Annotated in this window: 12 protein-coding genes; 6 read left to right on the top strand and 6 right to left on the bottom strand. The window is 71.7% G+C overall.

Annotated features, from left to right (window positions below):
- Positions 1–20: 20 nt before the first annotated feature.
- A complete protein-coding gene (locus tag AB0K00_RS05095; RefSeq protein WP_363515536.1) occupies positions 21–533 on the bottom strand; it encodes a GrpB family protein in 513 nt (170 codons plus the stop codon).
- Between the two features lie 77 nt (positions 534–610).
- Here AB0K00_RS05095 and AB0K00_RS05100 point away from each other — a divergent pair, with 77 nt between their 5' ends.
- Positions 611–1,327 (top strand): TetR/AcrR family transcriptional regulator, encoded by a 717-nt coding sequence (locus tag AB0K00_RS05100; RefSeq protein ID WP_363515539.1) that lies wholly within the window; start codon positions 611–613, stop codon positions 1,325–1,327.
- 45 nt (positions 1,328–1,372) lie between these two features.
- Here AB0K00_RS05100 and AB0K00_RS05105 read toward each other — a convergent pair whose 3' ends face one another.
- The gene (locus AB0K00_RS05105; RefSeq protein ID WP_363515542.1) at positions 1,373–2,851 is read right to left on the bottom strand and encodes an MFS transporter; all 1,479 of its coding nucleotides are present in this window, start codon (positions 2,849–2,851) and stop codon (positions 1,373–1,375) included.
- Between the two features lie 184 nt (positions 2,852–3,035).
- Here AB0K00_RS05105 and ureE point away from each other — a divergent pair, with 184 nt between their 5' ends.
- A complete protein-coding gene (gene ureE / locus AB0K00_RS05110; protein WP_363515545.1) occupies positions 3,036–3,560 on the top strand; it encodes an urease accessory protein UreE in 525 nt (174 codons plus the stop codon).
- Between the two features lie 35 nt (positions 3,561–3,595).
- Positions 3,596–4,225 carry an urease accessory protein UreG gene (gene ureG / locus AB0K00_RS05115; RefSeq protein ID WP_363515548.1) on the top strand — a complete coding sequence of 210 codons (630 nt, stop codon included), beginning with the start codon at positions 3,596–3,598 and terminating at the stop codon, positions 4,223–4,225.
- A gap of 39 nt (positions 4,226–4,264) precedes the next feature.
- Here ureG and AB0K00_RS05120 read toward each other — a convergent pair whose 3' ends face one another.
- Together AB0K00_RS05120 and AB0K00_RS05125 are read right to left on the bottom strand one after the other, a co-directional pair.
- Positions 4,265–5,620 (bottom strand): cytochrome P450, encoded by a 1,356-nt coding sequence (locus AB0K00_RS05120; RefSeq protein ID WP_363515551.1) that lies wholly within the window; start codon positions 5,618–5,620, stop codon positions 4,265–4,267.
- Positions 5,621–5,707: 87 nt separating this feature from the next.
- Positions 5,708–6,085 (bottom strand): VOC family protein, encoded by a 378-nt coding sequence (locus AB0K00_RS05125; protein ID WP_363515554.1) that lies wholly within the window; start codon positions 6,083–6,085, stop codon positions 5,708–5,710.
- Positions 6,086–6,102: 17 nt separating this feature from the next.
- Here AB0K00_RS05125 and AB0K00_RS05130 point away from each other — a divergent pair, with 17 nt between their 5' ends.
- The gene (locus tag AB0K00_RS05130; protein ID WP_363515557.1) at positions 6,103–6,600 is read left to right on the top strand and encodes a GNAT family N-acetyltransferase; all 498 of its coding nucleotides are present in this window, start codon (positions 6,103–6,105) and stop codon (positions 6,598–6,600) included.
- Here AB0K00_RS05130 and AB0K00_RS05135 read toward each other — a convergent pair.
- Positions 6,587–7,222 carry a dihydrofolate reductase family protein gene (locus AB0K00_RS05135; RefSeq protein WP_363515560.1) on the bottom strand — a complete coding sequence of 212 codons (636 nt, stop codon included), beginning with the start codon at positions 7,220–7,222 and terminating at the stop codon, positions 6,587–6,589. The genes AB0K00_RS05130 and AB0K00_RS05135 overlap by 14 nt on opposite strands.
- A 170-nt stretch (positions 7,223–7,392) precedes the next feature.
- On the opposite strand from AB0K00_RS05135, the gene AB0K00_RS05140 reads away from it, so the two are divergent.
- Positions 7,393–8,283, top strand: coding sequence for a metal ABC transporter substrate-binding protein (locus tag AB0K00_RS05140; protein ID WP_363515563.1), 891 nt, complete (start codon positions 7,393–7,395; stop codon positions 8,281–8,283).
- 17 nt (positions 8,284–8,300) lie between these two features.
- Positions 8,301–9,779: a M1 family metallopeptidase gene (locus AB0K00_RS05145; RefSeq protein ID WP_363515566.1), complete on the top strand. Its 1,479-nt coding sequence runs from the start codon at positions 8,301–8,303 to the stop codon at positions 9,777–9,779.
- 18 nt (positions 9,780–9,797) lie between these two features.
- On the opposite strand, the gene AB0K00_RS05150 is transcribed toward AB0K00_RS05145, so the two are convergent.
- A complete protein-coding gene (locus AB0K00_RS05150) occupies positions 9,798–11,453 on the bottom strand; it encodes a substrate-binding domain-containing protein (RefSeq protein WP_363515569.1) in 1,656 nt (551 codons plus the stop codon).
- Positions 11,454–11,577 lie beyond the last annotated feature (124 nt).

Consider the following 11,577-nt stretch of genomic DNA (forward strand, 5'->3'; position numbering starts at 1 on the left):
GCGGCATCCCGACCGGACGGTCATGGCGTCTGCGGGCTCCCGCCGCCGGCGAGCAGGCGGGTGATCAGCTCCGCCTTGCCGTCGGTGTACGCCTCGCGGTCGTCGGGGAAGCGGGCCGCCAGGGTGCGCTTCAGCGTCGCGTACTCGGCGGCCGCCGCCGGGTCGCGGCGCAACAGGTCGCGGAAGGACAGGACCTGGTGCCAGCGGGGCGAGCCGGTCGGGACCAGGTGGAGGTGATGGGTGCGGGCGGCGGGGTCGGGCTTGCAGAACCAGTGCATGACGTCGGTGCGGTAGGGCGCGTACAGGTAGCCGAGCCCGGCCAGCGCCTCGATGCAGTCCCGCGACGCGTCGAGGTCGGCGACGCCGGCCATGATGTCGATGACCGGTTTCGCGGCCAGCCCGGGCACGGCGGTGCTGCCCACGTGCTCGACGCCGCCGGTGAGCCACGGCCCGATGGCCGCGCGGATCGCTGCGGCCTCCTCGGTGAACCGGCCGCCCCAGGCCGGGTCGTGCGCAACGAGTCGGATCTCCACAGGTCGAAACGTATCGCACCCGGCCGGCCGCGCGAGTCCCTAACTGCGAACGGCGTTTGCGATTTATGCTTGGCGGCATGTCCGGAGCAGCCCGGGAATCGATCTGGACCCGGCCCGACCGCCGGTCCCGGGGTCCGGTCCCACAGCACAGCCGAGCCGAGATCGTGGCCGCCGCGACGGCACTGGCCGATCAGGGCGGCCTTCCCGCCGTCTCGATGCGCGCCGTCGCGGCGGCGCTGGACACCGGCGCCGGCTCGCTGTACCGGTACCTGTCCTCCCGCGACGACCTGCTCGACCTCATGGTCGACGCGGCCCTGGGCGAGCTGTCCCTCGACGGCCCGCTCACCGGCGACTGGCTCGACGGCCTGGTCGGCGTCGCCCGGGAGCAGCTGGCCCTGTATCGCCGCCACCCGTGGCTCACCGAGGCCACCCGCCGCGCGGGCGCATTCGGCCCGCAGACCATCAACTACTTCGAACGTTGCCTGGCCATCATGGCGCCGCTGCCGAGTGCGGCGAGCGCGAAGATGGAGGCGGTCGCCGTGCTGACCGGGGTCGTGTCCCTGTTCTCCACGCCGACCCCGATGAACTCGCCGGTGGACGACCCGCAGGCCATGGCGCAGAAGCAGGCCGTGGCCATGCAGCTCTTCGCCCTGGTCGACCCGGCGGCGCACCCCCACCTGACCGCGGCCTTCACCAACCCCGCGCCCCCGGCCGGCGACGCACCCGACCTCTTCGAACGCACCGTCCGCAGCGTCCTGCGCGGCCTGCTCACCTCGGACGCGCCGGCTGGATGACGGCCGTCCATGCCGCGGGGCGCGCCGGTCGACGCCCCGCCGTGATCATTTCCCGGCAACGTGCGGGGTGCCGGCAGTGTGCGGGGTGAGGGCCGGCGGGGGAGCGTCGACGGCGCAGTGCAGCCACGGCTTCTCCGGCGCGGCGGGAAGGGCGGCCGGCGGCGTCGGTGGGTTGCGGATCATCACGGCCGCGAGCGCGCCGGCGACCAGGCAGAGGCCGGCGCAGATCAGCACGGCCGTGTGGAAGCCGGCGGAGAACTCGCCCGGGTCCAGATACGCGGCGCCGGTGATGCCCGCGGCGGCCGGCAGGACGGCGACGGCGATGAGGCCGGCGGCGCGGGCGACGTCGTTGTTGACGGCGGAGGCCATGCCGGCATGGCTGGAGCGGGCGGAGGACAGCGCGGTGGCGGTCAGCGGGGCGACGGTCGTGGCGAGGCCCAGGCCGAGGACCGTGACGGCGGGCAGGACCTCGGTCAGATAGGAGCCCGACGCGGTGACGCGGGTGAACAGGGCCATCCCGACGCCGACGAGGACGGGGCCGGCGCTCATCTGCAGGCGGGGGCCGATGCGGGCGGCCAGAGCACCGGAGCGGGCGGACAGCAGCAGCATGATGACGGTGATCGGCAGCAGGGAGACGCCTGCCTCCAGCGGGCTGTAGCCGGCGACCTGCTGCAGCTGGATCGGCAGGAGGAACAGGGCGCCGCCGATGGCGCCGTAGATGACGAACGTGACGACGTTGGTGGCGCTGAACTGGGGTGAGGCGAACAGGTCCAGCGGCAGCATCGGGTGGGCGGTGCGCCGCTCCCACCACACGAACGCAGCCAGGAACAGCGCCCCGACCACCAGGAACGCCGGCAGGATCTCGATGAGGCCGTAGGTGAGGCCGACTAGGCCGAGCGTCACGAGGGTGCCGCCGAGGACGTCGACGCGGCCGGTGGCGGTGGCGTCGCGGGACTCCGGCACGTGCCGCCAGGCGATCAGGACGACGGCGACGGCGATGGGGACGTTGATCGCGAAGATCAGCCGCCAGGAGGCGGCGCCGACGAGCCAGCCGCCGACGAACGGGCCGATCGCGGTGGCGACGCCGCCGAGGCCCGACCAGGCGCCGATGGCGCGGCTGCGGTCCTCGGGGCGGAACGACGCCTGCAGGATGGCGAGGCTGCCGGGGGTGAGCAGGGCGGCGCCGACGCCTTGCAGGGCGCGGGCGGCGATGAGGGTCGGCGCGTCCGGGGCGGCGCCGCACAGGATCGACGCCAGCGCGAACCAGATGACACCGATGAGGAAGACCCTCCTTCGGCCATAGCGGTCGCCGAGGGCACCCGCGATGAGCAGCAACCCCGCGAGGGCGAGGGTGTAGGAGGTGACCACCCACTGCAAGGTCTCGAGGTCGGCGTCGAACGAGCGGCCGATCGCCGGCAGCGCGATGCCGACGACCGTCGCGTCGATCGCCGCGATGCCGGAGCCGAGGATCGTCGCGGTGAGGACCCAGCGGCCGGACGCGGTGCCGTACGAGAGTGTCGCCATGCAGTGAAACTAGCCCCCGGGTGTGACAAAACCATCCGTCACCTGACTGCGAAGCCAGCCAGCCACCGCGAAGCCGGACAGCCGGACAGCCGGATAGCCCCGGTCGAGTGAGCGCGGCGGCCCGGCGCGGCGGCAGAGTCGGGGTGGAAGCCCCGGCAACGGCACTGCTTCACCTAGGAGAATCGTGCTCGTCGAACAGATCCGCGGCAACCTCGCCGACGGCGGGTGGCGCCCGGCGAACACCGACGTCCTGCACCTGGACCAGTGGGAGGCGCAGAAGAACCGGCTCCGCAAGGCTACCGACGGCGGCGTCGACATCGCGCTGTCCCTGGACCGCGGCATCCGGCTGCGCGACGGCGACGTGCTGTGGGCCGACGAGGCCGGCGAGTCGATCATCGTGGCCCGCCTGGAGGTCGGTGAGGTCATGCTCGTGAACCTGCCGCGCCGCGACGTCGACGGCGCGGTGCGGGTCGCCGTCGAGCTCGGCCACGCCATCGGCAACCAGCACTGGCCCGCCGTGGTGAAGGGGGAGCAGGTCTTCGTGCCCGTCACCCTGGACCGGACGGTGATGGACTCGGTGATGCGCACCCACGCGTTCACCGGGATCAGCCACCGGTTCGTGCCGGGCGCCGACGTCATCCCGTACCTGGCGCCGCACGAGGCCCGCTCCCTGTTCGGCGGCGCCGAGCCAGGGCACCCGCACGCCTGACCTGACCGGCGCGGTCCGGTGAGAATGGGGTACCAGTGAAGAAGACCAGTCGCATCGGCGTCGGCGGTCCGGTCGGCAGTGGCAAGACCGCCGTCATCGAGGCGGTCGTGCCCCGGCTCGTCGAGTGCGGCCTCAAGGTCCTGGTGGTGACGAACGACGTCGTCACCACCGAGGACGCCGAACACGTCCGGCGGGCGCTGAAAGGGGTCCTCATGGAGGACCGGATCATCGGCGTGGAGACCGGCGCCTGCCCGCACACCGCCGTGCGCGAGGACCCGTCGATGAACCTCGCCGCCGTCGAGGACATGGAGTCACGGTTCCCGGACACCGACGTCGTGCTCATCGAGAGCGGCGGGGACAACCTCACGCTCACGTTCAGCCCGGCGCTCGTCGACTTCTTCATCTACGTCATCGACGTCGCCGCCGGCGACCAGATCCCCCGGAAGAACGGGCCCGGCATCAGCCGGTCCGACATCCTCGTGGTGAACAAGATCGACCTCGCCCCGTACGTCGACGCCGACCTCGGGGTCATGGCCGCCGACGCGGTCGCGCAGCGCGGCGGCAAGCCGGTCGTGTTCACCAACTGCCGGACCGGATTCGGCGTCCCGGAACTGGTGGACCGCATCTTCGACGGCGCGCTGTTCGACCTGGGCGTCCGCGTGTGACCAGCCCCGGCACCGGCCCGAAACCGGCGCCAGAGCGGGCTAGTGCCGGTAGCCCTTCACCTTCACCTTGAAGGTCATGGACGGGCCCGGGGTCGGCGCGGTCTTCGTCACGAGGGTGTAGCCGGGCGGATCGAGCGCCAGGTCGAGGCGGTGGAACAGGCGCGCCATCGACAGCGCCATCTGCACGTCGGCGAAGCTCTTGCCCAGGCACGTGTGCGGCCCGCGCCCGTACGGCGAGTACGCGCCCGGCTGCAGGTGCTCCGACCGGGGCTTGGCGTAGCGGTCGATGTCGAACCTGTCCGGGTCCGGGAAGTACTCCTCCATGAAGTGCGGGACGGTGGTGCCGAGGTACACCATCTCGCCCGCCTTGACGGTGTGCCCGGCGAACTCGAAGTCCTTCGTGGCGGTCCGGTTCAGCGCGACCGCGATCGGATAGAGGCGCATCGTCTCCATGAGCGCGTACCGGATCGACGGGATCTTGCGCAGGTCGTCGTCGGTGATGTCGCCGCCGGCGAACAGGGCGTCGGCCTCGGCCTGGACCTTGGCGAGGACCTCGGGATGCTTGAGGACGGAGTAGATGAATGCCGCGGTCGTGTTCGCCACGGTGTCCAGGCCGGCCACGTACGGGCCGGTCAGGGCGAGGACGAGGTCGTTGGCCGGCAGGACGCCCTCGCGGTTGAGGTGCACGTCCATGAGGTCCTCGACGAGGTTGCGCTCGGCCTCGGGCTTGCTGCCGGCGCTCGCGCGCAGCGCGGCGACCATCTGGTCGCTGAGCTCGAACACGCGGGCGCGCGCCTTCTTGTAGCGGGGGTTCTGCAGCAGGATCTTCGGCCGCTGCTTGGTGACCAGGACGTTGAGCACGTAGAGGGTCATGGTGCGGATGTCCGGGACGTACTCCAGCGGCGCGTTGCCGGTGAGGATCGTGCCGAGCTGGTCGGTCACCATGTACTGCAGGGCGTGCACGACGGGGACAGACCCGCCGGCCTTCCAGTCGCGTTCGATGACGCGGTCGGTGATGGCGACGAGCTCGTTGCCGCGGCCCTTGATGGCGTCGCGGGAGTAGCCGCGGCGCATGATCTCGCGCAGCTCCTTGTGGCTGTCGCCGTCCTCGCCGAGGATGGTGCGGCTGCCGCCGTACTCGTCGAGGAAGCCCTGCCAGAACTCCTTGGACCGCAGGCATTCCCGGCCTTCCCGGGAGCCCATGAAGTTGGCCGCGTCGGCGCCGGCGAGGACCGTGTAGGTCTTGTTGAAGATCTTGATCTTGAATACGGGGCCGTTGTCGCGGTACGCCTTGGCGAAGAACCGCGCCGGGTCCCTGGCCATCTCCAGGACGTTGCCGACGACCGGGCGCCCCTTCGCGAGTGGGATCGGCCGGGCTGTGTCGGTGACCGTCATGGGGCGTCGACCTTCCGGGGATCGGCAACATGATCACGGCAAACGTCGCGGATCATATCGAACGCCGTCGGTCGACGCGCCGGGCGCCTACGGCACGAACCGGGTCAGCGACAGCGTGTTGCCGTCCGGGTCGGCGAACCAGGCGATCTCGTCGCCGCCCGGGGTCGTCCACACCCCGTCGGCGTCCTGGCCGAGGCCGTCGTAGCGCAGCACGGGCACCCCCGCGGCGGTGAGCGCGGCGACCGTGCCGCGCACGTCGGGGACCTCCCAGCCGAACACGGTGAACGGGTGCGGGCGCAGCGACTCGACGAGCGTGACCCGCAGCATCGTGCCGCCGGCCCGCAGCACGCACGCGTACGGGGTCTGCTCGACGAAGGTCAGCCCGAGCGTCCCGGCGAAGAACGCCCGGGACCGGTCCAGGTCGGTGGAGGGCAGGAAGGCGATCGCGGCCGCGGATCCGAGCATGCTGACACTTTCGCACGATGAGGGATCATGTCGGCATGCGGTTGCGGCGGTGGACGGAAGACGACGTCGAGGCGTTCTACGACATCTACTCCCGCTGGGAGGTGATGCGGCACCTGGGTGCGCACCCGCGGCGGGTGGTCCCGGACCGCGAGGAGGCCCTCGCCAGGCTGGCCCGGATGCGGGGGCGGGAGGACGGCCCGAGAGGCTACTGGGCGATCGAGGTGGATGGTGTACCGGTGGGCACGGTCCTGTTGCTCGCCCTCGAAGACTCCGCCGGCGACTCCGGCGAGGTGGAGATCGGCTGGCACCTGCACCCCGGGCATCAGGGCAAGGGCCTCGCCACGGCGGCGGCGCGGGAGCTGCTGTCGCGGACCAGCGGGCGGGTCCTGGCCCTCACGGACCAGGACAACCTCGCGTCGCAGGCGGTCGCGACCCGGCTCGGCATGACCGACGAGGGGCTGACCGACCGCTGGTACGGCATCACCGCCCGCCAGTTCGCCATCACGCTCGACTGAGGATCACGTGCGTCGCCGCGTCGGAGGCGACCATCCGGGTGCAGGTGTAGCCGTCGGCGAGCCCGTCGGCGAAGAGCCGCTCGCCCCGGCCGAGCACGATCGGGGAGATCGTCAGGTGCAGCTGGTCGACGAGGCCGGCGCGCATGTACTGCTGGATCGTGGAGACCCCGCCGCCCAGCCGCACGTCGAGCCCGCCGGCGGCGTCGACGGCCGCCTCCAGGGCCGCCTCGATGCCGCCGGTGACGAAGTGGAAGACGGTGCCGCCCTGCATGGTCACACTCGGCCGGGCGTGCCGGGTCAGGACGAAGACCGGGTGGTGGTAGGGCGGGTCGGCGCCCCACCAGCCGTCCCAGGTCTCGTCCGGCGCCCACGGCCCGCGGACCGGGCCGAACATGTTGCGGCCCATGATCGTGGCGCCGATGCCGGTGTCGCCGGCCACGACCATGTCGTTGTCGAGGCCCTCGCTGCCGCCGTCCCCGCCGACCATGCGCTTCCAGCCGCGGGTCTGGAACATCCACTCGTGCAGCCGCTCGCCGCCGGTGCCGAGCGGGTCGCCGAGGCTCTGGTCGGGGCCGGCGCCGAAGCCGTCGACGGAGATGGAGAAGTTGTGTACGCGCAGCATGATCGATGTCCTTTCCGGTGGTTGTCACCCACTGGTCGTGGCGGGGCGGGCGCGATCGACATGCCGCCGCGAGGTTTTTCGAACTAGTTTCCTAGGACACCCTACGCGAGGTGACCCGCACAACCATGCGTTTTTGACAATCATTGTCAACAGTCGCGAGGATGGGGATCATGCTGCGTCGCGCCGTCCTCGCCGGCCTCACCGCCGGGTCTCTTCTGCTGAGCGCCGCCGGCTGCGGTGGTGACGAGCCGGCCGCCCAGCGGCAGGACGACGGCCGGCTGCGGATCGTCGCGGGGTTCTACCCGTTGCAGTACCTGAGCGAGCGGATCGGCGAGGAGAACGCCGCGGTCACCAACCTGACGCAGGCCGGCGCCGAGCCGCACGACCTGGAGCTCAAGCCGAGCCAGCTGGCGCAGATCACCGACGCGGCCCTGGTGGTGTACCTGTCAGGGTTCCAGCCGTCGGTCGACGAGGCGGTCAAGCTGCAGGCGAAGAACACGGCGTTCGACGTCGCCACGGTGGAGTCGCTGCAGGCCGGGCCGGAGCACGGCGACGACCCGCACGTCTGGCTCGACCCGATCCGGTTCGCCGCGATCGCCGGCAGGCTCGCGGAGCGGTTGGCCGCGATCGATCCGGCCAACGCCGACGCGATCAAGGTGCGGGCCGGGCAGCTGCAGGACGAGCTGCGCCGGCTCGACGAGGAGTACACCGCCGGGCTGCAGACGTGCGCGCGGCGGGAGGTCGTGACGAGCCATGCGGCCTTCGGCTACCTCGCCGCCCGGTATCACCTGACGCAGGTGCCGATCACCGGCCTGGACCCGGAGGAGGAGCCGAGCCCGCAGCGGGTGTCGGAGGTCGCCGCCCTGGCCAAGGCGAAGGGCGTGACCACGATCTTCTTCGAGGCCCTGGTCAGCCCGAAGCTGTCGGAGACGGTCGCGAAGGAGATCGGCGCGAAGGCGGCCGTGCTCGACCCGATCGAGGGCGTCGAGGACGGCAGCGACTACATCTCCGTCATGGTGCGCAACCTCGTAGCGCTGCGTGACGCGCTCGGGTGCACCTGAGTCATATGCTTGGCCCGGTGCGTAGGCCCACTGGAACCCCGAGACCCCCCAGAACCCCGAGATTCGTCGCCGCCCTGACCGCGCTCGCCGTGGCGTCGGCGACCCTGACCGGCTGCACCACGACGGGCCAGGGCCGGATCCTCACGGCGCCGTCGCCGCAGCCGCTGGATCCCGGCAACCTCGACGGCACGTCCACCCCCGTCGCCGACACGCTGTATCCGGCGTACGGCAACCCGGCGATCGACGTGCTGCACTACGGGCTGGCGCTCACCTGGGCGCCGCAGAGCAGGACGCTCACCGGCACGGCGACGCTGAAGCTGCGGGTCCTGCGCGCGGAGCCGTCGCTGCGGCTGGACCTGACCAGCCCGTTCACCGTGACGACCACGACGGTCGACGGCGCCGCGGCGGCCGGGAGCGTTGCCGGCGGCAAGCTGACCGTGCAGCGGGCGATGACCGCCGGCACCACCGTCACCCTCGTCGTGGGGTATTCGGGGACGCCGGCGCCCGTGCCGATGCCGTCGCACCGCGGCGACGCCGAGCCGCTCGGGCTGACGGTCACCCCCGACGGCGGGCTGTGGACGATGCAGGAGCCGTTCGGCGCGTCGACCTGGTATCCGGCCAACGACCAGCCGTCGGACAAGGCGCTCTACGACATCTCGGTCACCGTGCCGGAGGGCTGGGAGGCGATCGCCGGCGGCACCCCCGGGCCGGTGCGGGGCAGCACCTTCAGCTACTCCTCGGCGCAGCCGGTCGCGACCTACCTGACCACCCTGGCGGTCGGGGAGCAGTACCGGCAGGAGCGGCTGACCGGGCCCCGTGACCTGCCGATCACGCTGTGGACCCGGACCGGCACCGACGACCGGCTGCTGCCGGTGCTGCGCAAGGCGCCGGAGCAGCTGCGCTGGCTGGAGGCACGGTTCGGGCAGTACCCGTTCCCGAGCGCGGGCGCCGTGATCGTGCCGTCGCGCTCGGCGATGGAGACGCAGCAGATGGTGACGATCGGCGGTGACGTGCTCGGCGACTCCAAGAGCGTGACGCCGCTGGACGGGATCATGCTGCACGAGTACGCGCACCAGTGGTTCGGTGACGCGGTCAGCCCGGCGGCGTGGAAGGACGTGTGGCTCAACGAGGGCTGGGCGACCTACGCGGAGGCGCTGTACACCGCGGAGCGCGACGGCTACGACATCGAGGACTGGGCGCAGCGGGCCCGCAAGAGCGACGCGGACGCGCGGCAGCGGCTGGGGCCGCCCGCGAACCCGCGGGCGGACAGTTTCGCGGAGAGCAACGTGTACGTGTGCCCGGCGCTGATGCTGCACGAACTGCACAAGGCGCTCGGTGACGAGGCGTTCTTCGCCCTGGCCAGGGCGTGGGTGTCGCAGCACGCGGGCACGGCGCAGGACCGGGCGGCGTTCACCGCGTTCGTGAACCGGCAGACCGGCAAGGACTTCACGAAGCTCATCGACGCGTGGCTGGACTCGCCGACGACCCCGGCGTAGCGGTCGGCGGCGCCGCGGTCATTCGTGCAGGCCGCCGGCGACGACGTGGATGAAGGCGGCCTGCACGTCGCTGGTCTGCAGGGCGTTGTCGACGTAGGCGTCGACCGGTTTGAGCGCGTCCTTGAGCCGGTCGGCGGATTCCTTCTTGCCGAGCACGACGACGCTGACCTTGACGGGTTTGTTCGGGTCCTGCAGGCCGGTGAGCTTCTGCACCAGGTCGTTGACGGCCTGGGCGTTGGCGCTGTCCTTGTTCTGGTCGTCGGTGAAGACCAGCACCTGGTTGAACATGTCGTCCTGGAAGTCGTCGCGGACCGACTGGTAGCCGGCGACGATGGCGTCGAACAGGCCGGGGCCGGTCTTGTGGGCGGCGAGCTTGCCGACCTGCTTGCCGAACGCGGCGCGGCTGGCGTCGTCGAGGCGGTCGGTCGGCATGAGCTTGCGGTAGCCGGGGCTGCCCGGGTTGACCTCCCACAGGCCGAGGCGGGAGCCGACGGGCATGAGGCCGGCCAGGACGTTGCAGCCGTCGCGGAGCACCTCGATCGGCGGGGCCTTGTTGCCGGGTGGCGGTGAGGAGCCGCCGGTGGGGGCGCTGCTGCCGGTGCCGTTGGTGGCGAGGTCGACGATGATCAGCAGGTTGCTGCGCCGGTCCTCGGGGTCCCAGGTGGCGAAGATGTGCTGCACGTGGTGCGGCTGGAGCACCTCGAAGGGCTTCGCGGTCGGCTCGGGCAGCACGTTGGCGCCGTCGAAGATCGGCCGGAGGTTGTCGGGTCCGCGCAGTCCGGCCTCGGCGATGGCGCGGCTGCCCTCGGCGCTGGTGAACGCGGCGTAGAGGCGGCGCAGCGCGGCGGCCTTCTTCGGGTCGGCGGCGGCGGCCGCGGCCGGCAGCCAGGTGTAGCGCAGCAGCGCGGTGTGGTCGCTGCCGACGATGTACCGGCGGTCGGCCTTCGCCAGCCGCAGCGTGGCCAGCAGCGCGTATTCGGGGATGAGCCCGACCTCGCCGGGGGCGTCGGGGATGGCGGCGAGGTCGTGGTTGACGGTGCGGGTGACGCCCAGGACGTTGGTGAGCACGAGCGAGGACGCGTCCATGCCCTTCTCGAGCCAGACGGCCTCGCCGACGGCGCCGGCCGCGACCATGCCGTCGCCGGACATCGCGGGGTTGCGCACGACCATCTTGACGCCGGAGCCCTTGGTGTTGAGCAGGCCGGACAGGGCGAGCCAGCTGCCGCCGCCGGCGTTGATCCGGTCGCCGGTCGCCGGGTCGGTGACCATGTAGATGGGGCTGGTCGCCAGGGTGGCGTAGGCGTCGAGGGTGTCCTTCTTGGCCAGGAACTGCGGCGGTGCGATCACGTCCCAGGCGGCGTCGTCGGGGATCCACAGGTCGGCGCGGCTCTGGCTGAGCTGGCCGCCGGCGGGGCGGCCGTCGGTGCTGGTCGTGTCGACGAGGATGCAGTCGTTGCCGCTGCGCAGGGTGCGGCCGGCGGCGGAGACCACGGTCGCGAACGAGGACGCGGTGACCACGTGCAGGGTGGTCGGGCAGCTGCCCTCGGCGCCCTTGGCCGCGTTGTTGCGCAGGACATACCAGCCGGCGCTGCCGACGAGACCGACGGCGAGGAGCAGGGCGAGCCCGCGCAGCAGTGGGCCGATGAGGCGGGTGCCGGCCTTGTGCTTGCCCATCGTTTGGGACCATCCGCGAGGTCAGAGGGGTTGTGAGGGGTGTGACCGCGGAAAGTATGCCATTGAGCAAGGATGATTCCGGTCCCGCTCGACCGTCCGGCCGGCACCCTGAGCCGTTCAGCCT

The organism is Dactylosporangium sp. NPDC049525 (genome assembly GCF_040676755.1).
Lineage (GTDB): Bacteria > Actinomycetota > Actinomycetes > Mycobacteriales > Micromonosporaceae > Dactylosporangium.

Bases quoted from the DNA above. Each gene is read 5' to 3' on its own strand.
- AB0K00_RS05105 (WP_363515542.1), bottom strand. From the start codon at position 2,851: ATGGCGACACTCTCGTACGGCACCGCGTCCGGCCGCTGGGTCCTCACC.
- AB0K00_RS05100 (WP_363515539.1), top strand. From the start codon at position 611: ATGTCCGGAGCAGCCCGGGAATCGATCTGGACCCGGCCCGACCGCCGG.
- AB0K00_RS05130 (WP_363515557.1), top strand. From the start codon at position 6,103: ATGAGGGATCATGTCGGCATGCGGTTGCGGCGGTGGACGGAAGACGAC.
- AB0K00_RS05135 (WP_363515560.1), bottom strand. From the start codon at position 7,222: ATGCTGCGCGTACACAACTTCTCCATCTCCGTCGACGGCTTCGGCGCC.
- AB0K00_RS05120 (WP_363515551.1), bottom strand. From the start codon at position 5,620: ATGACGGTCACCGACACAGCCCGGCCGATCCCACTCGCGAAGGGGCGC.
- AB0K00_RS05140 (WP_363515563.1), top strand. From the start codon at position 7,393: ATGCTGCGTCGCGCCGTCCTCGCCGGCCTCACCGCCGGGTCTCTTCTG.
- AB0K00_RS05125 (WP_363515554.1), bottom strand. From the start codon at position 6,085: ATGCTCGGATCCGCGGCCGCGATCGCCTTCCTGCCCTCCACCGACCTG.
- AB0K00_RS05150 (WP_363515569.1), bottom strand. From the start codon at position 11,453: ATGGGCAAGCACAAGGCCGGCACCCGCCTCATCGGCCCACTGCTGCGC.